This window comes from Pseudomonas sp. PvP089 (assembly GCF_017875165.1).
GTDB classification, from domain to species: Bacteria; Pseudomonadota; Gammaproteobacteria; order Pseudomonadales; family Pseudomonadaceae; genus Aquipseudomonas; species Aquipseudomonas fortuita.
In genome coordinates this window covers 3,680,418-3,694,137 of the sequence record NZ_JAGGME010000001.1, presented here as the reverse complement: position 1 = coordinate 3,694,137, position 13,720 = coordinate 3,680,418, and the positions used below count along the sequence as shown (strand labels likewise).

13 protein-coding genes and 1 pseudogene are annotated in these 13,720 nt (G+C 61.0%); 6 read left to right on the top strand and 8 right to left on the bottom strand.

What is annotated here, in order from left to right; genetic code table 11:
* Window positions 1–4 precede the first annotated feature (4 nt).
* The 4 genes from J3A71_RS16880 to yghU form a co-directional block, all read right to left on the bottom strand.
* Window positions 5–922, bottom strand: a complete 918-nt coding sequence (locus J3A71_RS16880; RefSeq protein WP_060516581.1) for a pyridoxal-phosphate dependent enzyme — start codon at window positions 920–922, stop codon at window positions 5–7.
* Window positions 919–1,593 (bottom strand): PAS domain-containing protein, encoded by a 675-nt coding sequence (locus J3A71_RS16875; protein ID WP_096426012.1) that lies wholly within the window; start codon window positions 1,591–1,593, stop codon window positions 919–921. The genes J3A71_RS16880 and J3A71_RS16875 overlap by 4 nt, the downstream gene beginning before the upstream one ends.
* 186 nt (window positions 1,594–1,779) lie before the next feature.
* Window positions 1,780–3,483 carry an amidase gene (locus J3A71_RS16870; protein ID WP_016486583.1) on the bottom strand — a complete coding sequence of 568 codons (1,704 nt, stop codon included), beginning with the start codon at window positions 3,481–3,483 and terminating at the stop codon, window positions 1,780–1,782.
* Between the two features lie 139 nt (window positions 3,484–3,622).
* Window positions 3,623–4,462, bottom strand: coding sequence for a glutathione-dependent disulfide-bond oxidoreductase (gene yghU, locus J3A71_RS16865; protein WP_209953054.1), 840 nt, complete (start codon window positions 4,460–4,462; stop codon window positions 3,623–3,625).
* A 200-nt stretch (window positions 4,463–4,662) separates the two neighbouring features.
* On the opposite strand from yghU, the gene J3A71_RS16860 reads away from it, so the two are divergent.
* Window positions 4,663–5,697, top strand: coding sequence for a dienelactone hydrolase (locus tag J3A71_RS16860; protein WP_016486585.1), 1,035 nt, complete (start codon window positions 4,663–4,665; stop codon window positions 5,695–5,697).
* On the opposite strand, the gene J3A71_RS16855 is transcribed toward J3A71_RS16860, so the two are convergent.
* The 3 genes and pseudogenes from J3A71_RS16855 to J3A71_RS31475 all read right to left on the bottom strand — a co-directional run bounded on the left by J3A71_RS16855 (window position 5,671) and on the right by J3A71_RS31475 (window position 9,106).
* A complete protein-coding gene (locus tag J3A71_RS16855; protein ID WP_209953052.1) occupies window positions 5,671–6,864 on the bottom strand; it encodes an MFS transporter in 1,194 nt (397 codons plus the stop codon). The genes J3A71_RS16860 and J3A71_RS16855 overlap by 27 nt on opposite strands.
* A 273-nt stretch (window positions 6,865–7,137) precedes the next feature.
* Window positions 7,138–8,724: an ABC-F family ATPase gene (locus J3A71_RS16850; RefSeq protein WP_016486587.1), complete on the bottom strand. Its 1,587-nt coding sequence runs from the start codon at window positions 8,722–8,724 to the stop codon at window positions 7,138–7,140.
* 32 nt (window positions 8,725–8,756) lie between these two features.
* A pseudogene (locus tag J3A71_RS31475) lies at window positions 8,757–9,106 on the bottom strand (integrase).
* Between the two features lie 101 nt (window positions 9,107–9,207).
* Between J3A71_RS31475 and trbK the strand changes: the two are divergent.
* From trbK to J3A71_RS16835, 3 genes are all read left to right on the top strand, one after another.
* Entirely contained in the window at window positions 9,208–9,432 is a 225-nt protein-coding gene (trbK, locus tag J3A71_RS16845; RefSeq protein ID WP_016486673.1) for an entry exclusion lipoprotein TrbK, read from the top strand.
* Between the two features lie 200 nt (window positions 9,433–9,632).
* Window positions 9,633–9,761, top strand: coding sequence for a hypothetical protein (locus tag J3A71_RS31695; RefSeq protein ID WP_256550102.1), 129 nt, complete (start codon window positions 9,633–9,635; stop codon window positions 9,759–9,761).
* 612 nt (window positions 9,762–10,373) lie between these two features.
* A complete protein-coding gene (locus tag J3A71_RS16835; protein WP_023048168.1) occupies window positions 10,374–11,687 on the top strand; it encodes a PAS domain-containing methyl-accepting chemotaxis protein in 1,314 nt (437 codons plus the stop codon).
* Between the two features lie 40 nt (window positions 11,688–11,727).
* Here the strand turns inward: J3A71_RS16835 and J3A71_RS16830 are convergent, their stop codons facing one another.
* Window positions 11,728–12,294 (bottom strand): DUF1003 domain-containing protein, encoded by a 567-nt coding sequence (locus tag J3A71_RS16830; RefSeq protein ID WP_016486677.1) that lies wholly within the window; start codon window positions 12,292–12,294, stop codon window positions 11,728–11,730.
* Window positions 12,295–12,416: 122 nt separating this feature from the next.
* On the opposite strand from J3A71_RS16830, the gene J3A71_RS16825 reads away from it, so the two are divergent.
* Both J3A71_RS16825 and J3A71_RS16820 read left to right on the top strand, forming a co-directional pair.
* Window positions 12,417–12,707: a hypothetical protein gene (locus tag J3A71_RS16825; protein ID WP_016486678.1), complete on the top strand. Its 291-nt coding sequence runs from the start codon at window positions 12,417–12,419 to the stop codon at window positions 12,705–12,707.
* Between the two features lie 519 nt (window positions 12,708–13,226).
* The gene (locus J3A71_RS16820; protein WP_031312022.1) at window positions 13,227–13,595 is read left to right on the top strand and encodes a hypothetical protein; all 369 of its coding nucleotides are present in this window, start codon (window positions 13,227–13,229) and stop codon (window positions 13,593–13,595) included.
* Window positions 13,596–13,720 lie beyond the last annotated feature (125 nt).

The window sequence follows — 13,720 nt, the reverse complement described above, 5'->3', positions numbered from 1 at the left end:
AGCCTCAATCGGCTTGCTGCAACCACGCGTGAATCTGCTCAAGCGTTGCCGTAGCGCCACCACAAACCACCACCAGCACATTCTGGTAGTGCGCCAGGACGCCTGGCGCATACGCCAATGCCAGCGCCGCTCCACACGCTGGCTCGACCAGTACGCGATGGTCCAGCAGGAACCGCTCACAGGCTTCCAGCGCTGCGCGATCGCTGACCAGGTGGCTGTGCACCGGGTGTTGCTGTGCGCAGGCCAGCGCCTGATCGGCTACCCGCTTTGCCCCCAGCGATGTTGCCACCGAGGCGATGCGCTCCAGCTCGACCGAATGCCCCGCCTGCAGGGCCGCGTGCAGCGACGCGGCGCCGTGGGTTTCCACCGCCAGCACCGGTACATCACCCCAGCCATTGCGCTGCAGCCCCTCGACCACCCCGCTGAGCAAGCCGCCACCCCCCACCGACAGCACCACGGCGTCCGGTTTGACGCCTGCTTCGGCGACTTCATCGATCAGGCTGGCATGCCCGGCCCACAGCAGCGGATCGTCAAACGGGTGGATGAACGCATCATCCGGCCCCACCAAGGTCTGCGCCAGGGCGTTGGCCTCTTGCCAGGAGCTGCCATGCACCACCACGTTGGCGTCTTCCAGGCGCAGCAACTCCTTGGCCCGCTCGGTGGTGGTCTCGGGGACTACCACGGTCACCGGCACACCCAGTTTGCGCCCTGCATAGGCCACCGCCAGGCCGGCGTTGCCGCCCGAAGACGAGATGAACTGCCGGGCGCCACGGGCCTGATGCACTTCGCAGGCATGGCCCACCCCGCGCAGCTTGAACGAGCCGCAAGGTTGCAGGGCATCGAGCTTGAGCCAGATGTTTCGGCCCGCGGCCAACGACAGGGAGCGGGATTCGATCAGGGGGGTGTGGATATGCAAGGTCATTGGCTGGTTCCGCGTAATTGTTCAAGGTAGTTGTAAATGGTGTAGCGGGTCACGCCGAGCGCACTGGCCGCCTTTTCCACGCCGCCTTTGACGATGAACAGGCCACGCTCCTGCATGACCCGCACTGCCTCGACCTTGGCCTGTTTGTTCATCCGGCCTTGGCCGCTGCGTTGCAGGGAAGCCTGGATGATCTCGCTCATCAGCAGCTCCATGTCGGCGGGTTCGCTGACGGCAGGCGTGGCCCCCAGCGCTTGGAACTGCTGGAGAAAGCTCATGGCGGCGTCCAGGCCGGTGACGTCGGTGTTGACGCATAGGCTGGCGAAGGGGTGGCCGGTGCTGTCGCGAAAGATCGCAGTGGCGCTGCGCAGGGTGCGGCCCTTGAGCGTGGTGGGGTAGTCGGGTAGTACCACCGGCTCGCTGCCGTGCTGGTCGGCCGAGGCCTGCATCAGTGCCTTGAAGCCTTGATCCCGCTCTGGGGCGGCGAGGATCGGGCTGCCGACGCTGCGGCCGGAGAGGTGACCGTTGACGATCGCCACCACGGAATGCTCCGGGTGGTCCAGGTCGTGCAGCAGGATTTCCATGTTGCGTGCGGCGACGCTGCCCAAGGCCTGGATGGCGGCCTTGAGCACCGTGAGGGTGAGGTGGCGTTCTTCGCTGGGGGGGATAGGCATGGCACATCGCAATATCAACGTTTTGTGTATTTTTACACATAAAGTTGAATTGTGCGATCTGTGGTGGTTGTACCGGCCCATCGCCGGCAAGGCAGCGCCCACAGTTACTGCACGACCCTTGAGGTTTGCAGTTTCCTGTGGGCGCTGGCTTGCCGGCGATGGGCCGCAAAGCGGCCCTTGTAAAAGTCAGCCCAGCGCCGGGGTGCGCGGCGGAATCATACGGCGCGAGCCAGTCGCCTCGAAGGCTGCACCAAAGCTCAACAACGCATTGTCACTGTAAGCCCGCCCGGCAAAGGTCAGCCCCACCGGCATGCCGATGTCGGCCATCACCCCCATTGGCACGGTGACGGTCGGCACACCCAGGTGACGGATCGCCAGGTTACCGTTGGCCACCCAGATACCGTTGCTCCAGGCGATGTCCGCTGATGCCGGGTTGACGTCGGCATCGGCCGGGCCCACATCGGCCACTGTCGGGAACAGCACAGCGTCCAGGCCCAGATTGTCCATCCAGTCTTCCAGGTCCAGTTTGCGCGTGTGCTCCAGGCCACGCAGGCCGTCGGGCAAGGTCTCGATCTGGTCCCAGGTCTTCAGCCCGCGCTTGGCCATGTTGACGTACTCGTCCATGCCGGCGGCCAGGTCGTCTTCGCGGTTGGGCAGGGTGCCCGGGTCGTGGGGGAAAATCTGTGGGCCATCGACATCGGCCAGGCGGTTGAGCTTCGGGTCGCCGTTGGCGCGCAGGAAGTCGTCAAAGGCCCACCCCGACAGCTCCCACAGCTCGTCATGCAGGAACTCCTTGCTGACGATGCCACGGTTGTAAACGGTCGGTGCGCCCGGGCGGTCGCCCTCGCAGTTCGACACCAGCGGAAAGTCCACTTCCAGCACTTCGGCGCCGGCCGCCTCCAGAGCCTGGCGTGCCTGTTGCCACAAATCAATCACAGTGGCACGGGTGTTGATGCGTTGGCCAGTCGGGCCACCGATGCCTGGTTTTTCGCAGGTGCCTGCTTCGGCATCGGCATTTATATACATGCGCGGTACGCCAAAGCGTTTGCCCTTGAGTGCGCTGGCATCCACTGCCAGGTCCAGATAAGAAGCTGGGCGCACGGTGGATGCCGCCGGTATTGGCACCCAAGGTTGCAGACGCCACAGGTCGCCGCGCTTGTCAGCGTCATCGGCGACCACCACGTCGAGGATTTCCAGCAGGTCGGCCATGGTGCGGGCGTAAGGAACCACCACGTCCATGGTCGGGGTCAGCGGCCAGTTGCCACGCACCGAAATCACGCCGCGCGAGGGGGTGTAGGCGCACAAGCCATTGTTGGACGCCGGGCCACGGCCACTGGACCAGGTTTCCTCAGCCAGGCCGAAGGCACTGAAGCTGGCGGCGGTGGCGGTGCCGGCACCGTTGGATGAGCCCGAGGCGAAGGGCGCAGTCAGGAAGTTGGCGTTGTACGGGCTTTCGGCGCGGCCATACACGCCGCGCTGCATGCCACCGTTGGCCATGGGCGGCATGTTGGTTTTGCCCAGGCACACAGCACCCGCGGCGCGCAGGCGCTCGATGGTGAAAGCGTCGCGCTGGGCGACCAGATCCTTGAAGGCAGGGCTGCCGGAAGCGGCGGTCAGACCTTTGACCAGGTAGCTGTCCTTGGCGGTGTAGGGAATGCCATCCAGCGGGCTCAGGACCTGGCCTTGAGCGCGGCGGGCGTCGGAGGCCTCGGCTTCTTTCAGCGCCTCGGGGTTGCGTACCACGACAGCGTTCAGGGCGGTGGCGGTGTCGGCGCCATCGTAGGCGTCGATGCGCGCCAGGTAGGCCTTGACCAGCTCGACCGCCGTCGTGCGGCCCGACTCGAGCGCGTCGCGCAGCTCGGCAATGGAAACCTCGGTTACCTCGATCATGCGTTCACCAAAAAATGTGCAGGTGGGGGCTAATGCGAGGAGTGTACAAGAAGGGCTTGGCGGACGCAGGTTTGCGCGGGGGCAAATGGTTTTATGCAAGCGGGCATTGTCGGGGTCGCACAGCGACCCCGGCTAACCCTCAATCCAGGTCCTGCGCCGCATGCCGCTCGGGCACTTGGCTGGCCTCATCACCCCATGTGCGGTTTACCCGCGTTCCGCGCTGCACCGCCGGGCGCAGGGCAATTTCCTCGGCCCAGCGCTGCACGTTGGGATACTCATCCACCGCCAGGAATTCTGCCGCGTCATACAGGTTGCCGCGCACCAGCTGGCCATACCACGGCCACACGGCAATATCGGCAATGCTGTACTCATCACCGCCCAGGTAGCGGCTCTCGGCCAGGCGGCGGTCGAGCACGTCCAGTTGACGCTTGGCCTCCATGGTAAAGCGGTTGATCGCGTATTCGATTTTTTCCGGGGCATACACGTAGAAGTGACCGAAGCCACCGCCCAGGTAAGGCGCCGCGCCCATCTGCCAGAACAGCCAGTTCAGGCTCTCGGCGCGTGTAACGGGCGATTTTGGCAGCAGTGCGCCGAACTTGTCTGCCAGGTACAGCAGGATCGAACCCGATTCGAATACCCGCACAGGCGGTTCGACGCTGCGGTCGAGCAGGGCAGGGATTTTGGAATTGGGGTTGACCTGGACGAAGCCGCTGGAAAACTGGTCGCCCTCACCAATGCGGATCAACCAGGCATCGTACTCGGCTGCGGTATGGCCCAAGGCAAGCAGCTCTTCAAGGGCAATGGTGACCTTGACGCCATTGGGGGTGGCCAGGGAGTAAAGCTGCAGAGGGTGGTTGCCTAGCGGCAGGTCCCTGTCGTGTGTCGGGCCGGCAACAGGGCGGTTGATGCTGGCGAACTGGCCGCCGGACGCTGCTTCATTGCGCCAGACCTTGGGTGGCACGTAGGCGGGCTTGCTCATGCATGAATCTCCTTCATTGGCGCGAAACGGTCACGTAAAGACGTGGACCTGTATCTATGCCACGGGTTCGACGCCATGCGCAAATGCATAGGGTGCGCGCGCAACGTGCATGACGAGGGTTTCATCCAGTTTTCATCCGGCGCACGCCAGGCCGGCTTTATGCTGGGCTATCGCTTCGCCCTGCAAGGAACCGCCGGCCGATGACTATTCCCCGCTGCGTGTTGGCGCTGGTCCTGATCGGCGGCCTGCTGGCCCATGCCGAGGCTGGGCCCCGGGTTGTCGGCCTGCACCACATGACCTTGGTCGACCCGGTCGATAGCCGGCCGATGCAAGCATTGGCGTTCTACCCCGCTATCGGTAAACCCCGTAGCAGCCGTATAGACGGCTATCCAGTCGAGGTGGCTGAAGAGGCACCCGTCGCCACGGGCCGGTTCCCGTTACTGGTATTGTCCCACGGCAATACCGGCAGCCCATTGGCGCTGCATTACCTGGCAACTTCGTTGGCGCGGCGAGGCTTTGTGGTGGTGGCAGTCGTGCACCCTGGGGACAATGCCCACGACCACAGTCGTCTGGGTACTCTGAGCAATCTGTATGGCCGGCCGCTGCAAGTCAGCGCCGCCATCACCGCAGCCCGCGATGATGCTTTGGTCGGGGCTTACCTGGATGAAGGCAAGGTGGGCGTGATCGGTTATTCAGCCGGTGGCGAAACCGCGTTGATCCTTTCCGGTGCGCGCCCGGACCTGGACCGCCTGCGCCAGTACTGCCTGGAGCGTCCGACCGACGCCGACGCCTGCAAGACCCACGGCATCTTGATTGCCGACCGCAGCGAACTGGCGCCGCAGGCCGACCAGCGGGTAGGGGCGGTGATGCTGATGGCGCCGTTGAGCCTGCTGTTCGGGCGCCATGCCTTGGCGGGGGTTCAGGTGCCAGCGCTGATCTACAGCGGTGATAGCGACCAGCTGGTGGCGGTGGACCGCAACGCCGAAGCTCTGGCCCGCAAGCTGCCGGTCACTCCCGATTATCGCCTGTTGGCCGGCGCCGGCCACTTTGTGTTCATGGCCCACTGCGACGCCGAGCAGTACGCGCGGATGCCGGCGCTGTGCAAGGATGCCGAGGGTGTGGATCGCCGCCATATCCATCATTCGCTGGCGCGTGAAACGGCGGCGTTCTTCAGCCAGGCGCTGGGCGCGCCGCAACTGGCCGAGCGATCAGCCGCGGCGAGCGCGCCGCGATAGCAACAGCGTTAGGCCCACCCCGGCCAGGGCGAGCAGGGCAGCCACGCAGAAGATCGAGGCATAGCCCAGGTGCACGGCTACTGCGCCCATCAGCGGGCCGGCGATAGCCAAGGCCATATCGAAGAACACCGCATAGGCCCCCAGCCCCGCGCCGCGGCTGTTGCTGGGGACCTGGCTGATTGCCTCGACGCCCAGCGCCGGGTACACCAGCGACAGCCCGAAACCGGTAAGCCCCGCGCCGACCAGTGCCCAGGCCGGCGCAGGCGCCAGCCACAGCAGGCTCAGGCCCAGCACTTCGGTGGCCATGCAGGCGACCGCCACGTTGTAGCCACCAAACCGGTTGACGGCATTGACGAATAAAAGCCGCGAAATGATGAAGCACACCCCAAACGCACTGAGGCACCAGGCTGCGCCCACCCAACCTCGCTCCAGGTAGTACAAGGTGACGAAGGTGGTCAGGGTGCCATAGCCGATCGAAGCCAGGGTCAGGCCAAGACCGCACGGTGCGACCCGGGCAAACGCCGACCAGAATGGCAGGCGCTCGCCGCGCGCCACCACCACATCGGGGCGCTTTCGCAACACCAGCAGGGCAAGGGTTGCCAGCACCAGCAAAGCAGGCCCCAGCACGCTGAAGTCCAGCCCATCCACGGCCAATACGCCCAGTGGCGCGCCAATAGCGATGGCGCCGTAGGAGGCGATACCGTTCCATGAGATCACCCTGGCGGTGTGTTCGGGGCCGACCTGGCTGATGCCCCAACTCAAGGTAGCCACGCCGATCAGCCCCTGGGCGATGCCGAGCAGCAAACGGCCGCCAAGCAACAACGCGAGGCTCAGCAGTGGCAGCGTCAGGGTCCAGGCCGATAACAGCGTCAATACCCCGCAGCCGGCAATCCCCAGCAGGCCGAAGCGGATGGCTCGCTTGCCCCCGAGGGTGTCTGCAACGCGCCCGGCAAACGGGCGGCTCAGCAGGGTGGCCAGATATTGCAAGCCGATGGTCACCCCGGCGATCACCGCACCAAAGCCCAGCTGGTCGTGCACGTAGCCGGGTAACACCGCAATGGGCAGGCCGATGCAGAGGAAGGCAATGAAGGTGTAGAAAACGATCGACAGGATCTGCAGGGTGATGTGCAGCGTATGGCTGGCGGGGGCAGGTTGTTGCGCGGTCATGGGCTCTTTCGCGGGCGGGCGGTTGGGCGTGGTCCCATCATGGCCGTTGTGCGAAGGAAAAGAAAGCAGGCTAACGAATTATTCGCCAGGGTGTGGCTGTGGCAGCGGACTTGTCCCCTGAATGGGAGTACGCGGTGCCTGGCACCGGCTTCGCCGGTGTTCGCGGGGCAAGCCCGCTCCCACACGTCCCCTGCTTGACTGGGCTCTTGGGAGCGGGCGTGCCCGCGAAAAGGCCGGCCCAGCCATGCAACATGGCCAGGCCTTACACTTCGATCAGACCAGTACGCCTTGGCTGCGCAGGTAATCGTCGTAGGTACCGCTGAAGTCCACCACACCATCGGGCGACAGCTCGATGATGCGCGTGGCCAACGACGACACGAACTCGCGGTCGTGGCTGACGAACAGCAAGGTGCCCGGGTAGTTTTCCAGCGCCAGGTTCAGCGCCTCGATCGACTCCATGTCCAGGTGGTTGGTTGGCTCATCCATCACCAGCACGTTCGGCTTTTGCAGGATCAGCTTGCCGAACAGCATGCGGCCTTGCTCACCACCGGAAATCACCTTCACCGACTTGAGGATCTCGTCGTTGGAGAACAGCATGCGCCCCAGGGTGCCGCGAATCACCTGTTCGCCGGAGGTCCACTGGCCCATCCAGTCGAACAGGCTCAGATCGTCTTCAAAGTCGTGAGCGTGGTCCTGGGCGTAGTAGCCCACTTCTGCGCTGTCGGTCCATTTCACCGAACCTGCATCCGGGGTCATTTCGCCGACCAGAGTGCGCAGCAGGGTAGTCTTGCCAATACCGTTGGGGCCGATGATCGCAACGCGCTCACCCGCCTCGACGGTAATGTCGAAGTTCTTGAACAGCACCTTGTCGTCGAAGGCTTTCGCCATCTTCTCGACCACCACCGCCTGGCGGTGCAGTTTTTTGGTCTGCTCAAAGCGAATGAACGGGCTGACACGGCTGGAAGGTTTGACTTCGGCCAGCTGGATCTTGTCGATCTGCTTGGCACGCGAAGTCGCCTGCTTGGCCTTGGAGGCGTTGGCCGAGAAGCGGCTGACGAACGTCTGCAGTTCGGCGATCTGCGCCTTTTTCTTGGCGTTGTCCGACAGCAACTGCTCACGCGACTGGGTGGCCGCCGTCATGTACTCGTCATAGTTGCCTGGGAACAGGCGCAGCTCGCCGTAATCCAGGTCGGCCATGTGGGTGCAGACGCTGTTGAGGAAGTGGCGGTCGTGGGAAATGATGATCATGGTGCTGTTACGCGCCGTGAGGATCGTTTCCAGCCAGCGGATGGTGTTGATATCCAGGTGGTTGGTTGGTTCGTCGAGCAACAGCACGTCCGGGTCCGAGAACAATGCCTGGGCCAGCAGGACACGCAGCTTCCAGCCTGGCGCCACTTCGCTCATCGGGCCGAAGTGCTGTTCCAGGGGGATACCCAGGCCCAGCAGCAGTTCACCGGCGCGCGATTCGGCAGTGTAGCCGTCCATTTCGGCGAATTCGGTTTCCAGCTCGGCGACGGCCATGCCGTCTTCTTCGGTCATTTCCGGCAGCGAGTAGATACGGTCGCGCTCGGCCTTGACCTTCCACAGCTGGCTGTGGCCCATGATCACGGTGTCGATCACGGTGAATTCTTCATAGGCGAACTGGTCCTGGCGCAGCTTGCCCAGGCGGGTGTTCGGTTCCAGCATCACCTGGCCACCGGAAGGCTCCAGGTCACCGCCGAGGATCTTCATGAAGGTCGACTTGCCGCAACCGTTGGCGCCGATCAGACCGTAGCGGTTGCCGTTGTTGAATTTTACGGAAACGTTTTCAAACAGCGGCTTGGAGCCGAACTGCATGGTGATGTTAGCGGTAGAAATCAAGTGCTTGTCCTGCGGGGGTTCCAGAGGTGTATTTAGGCCCTCGCGTCAGGTTTGGGCCAATTTTGGGCCAATTCGACTCGGGGCGGCAGCTTCTCCAGCTCCCTCCAGTCCGAGGAGGAGCTGATCCATTTCGCGTAAGTAGAGAGCAACATCTCGACGCTGTGGCGAGCTGGTTCGCAATGAACGCGGGGTTCATACCAGGCATCAGGCACAGGGTCGCATAGGTGTGGCGGGTGTCGTACTGGCGGCGCTCACGGATGTTCAGCGCGTTGAGCGCCGATTTGAAGTGGCGGATTGTAACACTTGGTTCGTTGATCCACAGCCCAACTTTGCTCGGCTGGAACACAAAGGGGCTGACCGGGTGCAGGGATTTGGACGCCATGCACCGGAGTGTGCCCGTTCGCTGGACCTGGGTGAGGGGCGTTCTTTGCGATGCTGGTCGAGGTTTGCTATAACGCCCGACCACTTCAAAGGAATGAGCTCATGTCACGCAAAGCATTGGTTTTCTTCTCTGCCGCCGCGTTCTCTGCAGTGGTTCTGGCGGGCTGCAAAGAAGATGCCGTCGACACAGCAGCCTACGAGCCGACTGGCGAACACTGTCAGCCCGACTATCTGAAAACGCTTCCAGACAACAAGGCGCGCGAAGACCTGGTCGAAAAGTGCATGACCAGTGGCGCTTACAAGAAGTCAGAGCCGAAGACCTGGTAACGTCCGTGCTTCAGTCAACGCCGCCTCATCAGGCGGCGTTTTGGTTTGAGGAAGTGCTGGCGGGCAGCGAGGTGTGGGTACATGCGGCAGGCAGCTGATATGCTTCGTCGCCTACCAAAAGGAGAGTGGTGATGCATTTGGGTGAGAGGCTTCGGGCGTTCCAGCGATGGTTCAACCCGAGGCGCAGGCGGTGGGCTGGCGTGACGCTGATCGCGCTTGGGGTGGTCGGAATGTTTCTCAACCCGGCAAGCCGGTGGACCATGGTGCTAGGAACTGGGATCTACTGGTTCTTCACCGCCTTGCCGCCCGTCCTCGGCGGCAAGCGTTGAGGCGCTGGCGGGCAGCGCCAGAGGGTGAGGCGGCTACTGCGTTTTCCAACATCGGTCCTTTGAGTCGTCCAATCACGGGGGCGAATCTGCGATAAGGCATGCGGCCGCTGGGGTTTGATGTCATATTGATTACACAGGAACATCGGCCCGTGTCCACGAGCCAGTCCTTCAGGCCTTACCTCCAGATGCCAAGCAACGTTGATTTTCGCTTCACGGCTCATCGGCAGCTCCTTGATCTGGAAGCCTGTACATCAAGGCTCATGTACCTGGTTGCTGCGGGTGAGATCCACGGCGCTATCTGGGATGATGCCGTGGTCTGCCAGATGAAATCGCATGATGCCTGGCTTCAGTTCTTGAGCCAGAGATCTCAGCCTTCGCTACCCGCGTGATCCAGAATCGCAGAGGAATCTGTGATTTTCAGCAGTGTCCCTAAACACCTGCAATGTTGTGCGTTCAGCCGCGCGTCCAAGCCTGTAGCAATTTATCTGCCGGCCTGGAATTTTTCATCACCCCGCCCGTATACCCATCATGCTGCAATTAAAAATTGACTGGATGCTCTAGAACAATGGGCCCATCTCGATAATTGCTTACCCAGCACACTTGGAGCCTGTCATGTTCAACCGCAATCTCAAAAAAATGCTGCAAGAGCAGAGCGCGGAGCTGCATCAGTTACGTCAGCAGGTCGAGCAGATGGACAGAGGCATGCTCACCATAAGGCTGGATGCACAGTTTCGTATCTGCGCATTTAACCGACAGTTCTCGGAAACCTTGGGGTATTCTGAGGAGCGCCTGCTGGGGCGCCCGCTCGCGGAGATCGTGCCGCCGTACGTTAAAGACCTGCCTTGTTTTCACGCGTTCAATCAAGCTGTAGCGCGTTTTGAACCCGTCAATGACGAATATCGCTACCTCCGCGCGGACGGCACGCTTGCTTGGTTGAAAATCTATTGGCTCCCTATTCGAGACCACGACGCGAGCCTTGGCCATGTCCAGGGTTACGGCAGTGAAATCACCCGTACCGTGGAGCAGGCGAAGGAAAATGAAGCGCTGATCCAGGCGCTGGTTCGGTCCACTGCCGTCATTGAATTTAACCTGGATGGCACCGTCATCACAGCCAACAAGCAGTTTCTCGATGCCATGAGCTACTCATTAGGCCAAATTGCAGGAAAACATCATCGTTTGTTCTGCCCTGCCGAAGAAGCGGCATCGCCCCAGTATGAAAGTTTCTGGAAGACGCTCAACCGTGGCGAGTACGTTGCAGACCGATTCAAACGCGTCGATGGCCGTGGAAGTGTTATCTGGCTCGAGGCCACTTATAACCCTGTACATGACACTGAGGGCAAGCTGTCTAAAGTTGTGAAGTTTGCGAGTGTCGTGACGGACCAGGTCGCACGCGAGCAAGAGGTAAAGGATGCAGCGGGTGTCGCGTACGCCATATCCCGGCAAACGGATTCGAGCGCGGAGCGTGGCGCTGTGGTCGTGACGCGAACGGTGGAGACCATGCGCAGTATCGCTGAACAAATGAACGCGGCAACCGAGAGCATCGAAGCGCTTGGCAAACAGTCTGCGTTGATCAGTTCTATCGTTAAAACCATTGGCGGAATTGCTTCGCAGACGAATCTGCTAGCACTGAATGCAGCTATCGAAGCCGCGCGTGCGGGTGAGCAAGGTCGAGGCTTCGCTGTGGTTGCTGATGAGGTGCGCAAACTCGCTGGTCACACCAGTTCGGCCACCGAGGAAATCGTTAGCGTGGTCCAACAAAACCAGGCGCTTGCGGATCAAGCCGTTAGCGAAATATTCAGCAGCCGGGCAAAAGCTGAGGAAGGCTTGGCATTGGCTAATGAAGCCGGCACCGTCATCCTGGAAATTCAAAGCGGCGCTAAACAAGTGGTCGGGGCAGTTGGCCGCTTTGCGAATGAGGTGAGGTAGGACGAAACAGCGCTCCGCAGGCAACTGCAGGGGTAAGGGATTAATCGTTATTACCCAAAGGCGCATGCACTGAGGACGCAAGCAAATGCGCGTGCATCTGCGATGTAAGGAGCTCAATCCGTTCACTCATTTGCTTTGTGACTTCTGTGAGGTGTGTGTTTTGCTCCAGCAACTGCAGAAGCTGCTTGCTTTGCATCTCCGCGTCCCGTTGACGTCGTTGATTGGCCATGGCAATCGCCTCTCGATGTCGCGCATCTGCTTCGGCTGTTGCTTTGTCACGGTCGGCTTGGCGGGTTTGAGCCAGAAGAATCAGAGGGGCCGCGTAGGCCGCCTGCAGACTAAACGCCAGATTCAATAGAATGAAGGGATAGGGATCGAACGCTGACAGCCCCGATAGGCTGATCCCCATCCATATCAGAACCACCAGTGACTGAGACCCTAGAAACAACGGCGTGCCAAAGAAGCGCGCGAAAGCTTCCGCCCTGCGGGCAAAAGCATCGTTACCAAACGGGTGGTGCATATGTTCATGGGCGCGGTGAAACCTGAGATGGTCAACATCTTCAAGACCTTCATGAGGGACAGGCTGCGCAGAGATTGACGGTTGCATCTGCTGGCTCCGTGGTGGATGGCCATTTCAGTCTAGACTAGCCCGCGAGCGCATACTGCAGAGGGTTGCTATGATGGCCCTCTATTGCTTTTGTCACGATCAATTCACTTAAGGAGCGTGAGATGACACGTTTATTGCTGGCTGCCTTGATGCTGGCATCGGGCGCGGCCCAGGCCGGGATTCCACTGCTGAACGCAACGTGCCCCGGCAACATTGAGGTCCATGCGGACAAAGGTGGGCCGATCTATATCAATGGCAAGGAAGGGAAGCTGAAGAAGTTCAACGATAACTACTTCGAAGCCAAAGGCAGCGGGGTGACTGTTTCATTGTCGATCAACCCCGACGGTTCGCCCGACGTATCGTATACCGGCAAGAACAAAGCCAACGGCGTATGTCAGGTAAAGGCATCGTAGAAGATCGCCACGTTTGAGCGCAGTGGCAGCCGTTGGCTGGGCATCGGTGCTGGAACGGTAATTGCTTTGCTCCTGAGACATTGATCACGCGGAGAGCGCCGACATGACTCAGGATGACCGCTATTACATGGTTTTCGTTGTGGCAACTGTACTGGTCCTGGACCTGGTGGCAACCTTGGTCTTTCTCAAGGCCATTGCCTGACCCCGAGAGTGGGTACGGTAATACTCGGGGTTGGGGGCATTTGTAGTTGCTTATGCCTATGCGACGCCAGCCGTCCTGAACCTCAGATAAAACTGCGGGCGGGGAGCGCGGCGCCCAAACTTGCAGACCTGGCGGACGCAGGACAAGCTGTAGAAGAGGACATTTATTGCGCCGCCAATGCAGCCTGAACCCATATAGCAAATGAACCTATGGCATGGCTGTCATTGAGCAGTAATATGGCTCACGACAACTAAAAAATGGCGTGCTACTTGGCAACACTTTCCTAAGTTCTCGAGGGGGCAGCAGGGGCGTGTCGCGTGAAGAGCTCAATATCGGTAGCAGGTGCATTACTCGTTTCCACGTTCGCCACATTGTTCACGGCCGGGTGCGCACAAAACCCCGACGTGCGTGATAGTCATGACTCTACCTCTGGCAGCACCGCTAAGAGCCCACCCGCGTATCTGGGGTGCGTGAAGGGTGAACTGCCCGGGAATGTGAAAACCTACGAGGTTGATGGCGATAACTCGGTGAGACTGTTCATCGAAAGCACCGACCCCAGCAAGGCAGATGGCCTTGTGGAGTTGCGCAGCACAGCAGGCCAGCATCAGTTCACAGCCTATCAACGTGATGCCTGGTACGACCATGGGAGGTTGCTGGATGCCGCGTTGATGTGTTCAAAAGCATGATCATCTAACCGCCAGAGACAAAATGCCCGCCGTCGAGAGCGGGCTTTTTGCTGGTGGGCCCTGCCGCCGTTCTTATTCGAACGTGGCAGTCCTGAACTGGGCAGTGCTGGTTTTGCATTTGCCTG

Excerpts from the sequence above, each read along its gene's own strand:
- yghU (WP_209953054.1), bottom strand. The coding sequence starts at position 4,462 with ATGAGCAAGCCCGCCTACGTGCCACCCAAGGTCTGGCGCAATGAAGCA.
- J3A71_RS16870 (WP_016486583.1), bottom strand. The coding sequence starts at position 3,483 with ATGATCGAGGTAACCGAGGTTTCCATTGCCGAGCTGCGCGACGCGCTC.
- J3A71_RS16825 (WP_016486678.1), top strand. The coding sequence starts at position 12,417 with ATGACACGTTTATTGCTGGCTGCCTTGATGCTGGCATCGGGCGCGGCC.
- J3A71_RS16835 (WP_023048168.1), top strand. The coding sequence starts at position 10,374 with ATGTTCAACCGCAATCTCAAAAAAATGCTGCAAGAGCAGAGCGCGGAG.
- trbK (WP_016486673.1), top strand. The coding sequence starts at position 9,208 with ATGTCACGCAAAGCATTGGTTTTCTTCTCTGCCGCCGCGTTCTCTGCA.
- J3A71_RS16860 (WP_016486585.1), top strand. The coding sequence starts at position 4,663 with ATGACTATTCCCCGCTGCGTGTTGGCGCTGGTCCTGATCGGCGGCCTG.
- J3A71_RS16875 (WP_096426012.1), bottom strand. The coding sequence starts at position 1,593 with ATGCCTATCCCCCCCAGCGAAGAACGCCACCTCACCCTCACGGTGCTC.
- J3A71_RS16855 (WP_209953052.1), bottom strand. The coding sequence starts at position 6,864 with ATGACCGCGCAACAACCTGCCCCCGCCAGCCATACGCTGCACATCACC.
- J3A71_RS16830 (WP_016486677.1), bottom strand. The coding sequence starts at position 12,294 with ATGCAACCGTCAATCTCTGCGCAGCCTGTCCCTCATGAAGGTCTTGAA.
- J3A71_RS16880 (WP_060516581.1), bottom strand. The coding sequence starts at position 922 with ATGACCTTGCATATCCACACCCCCCTGATCGAATCCCGCTCCCTGTCG.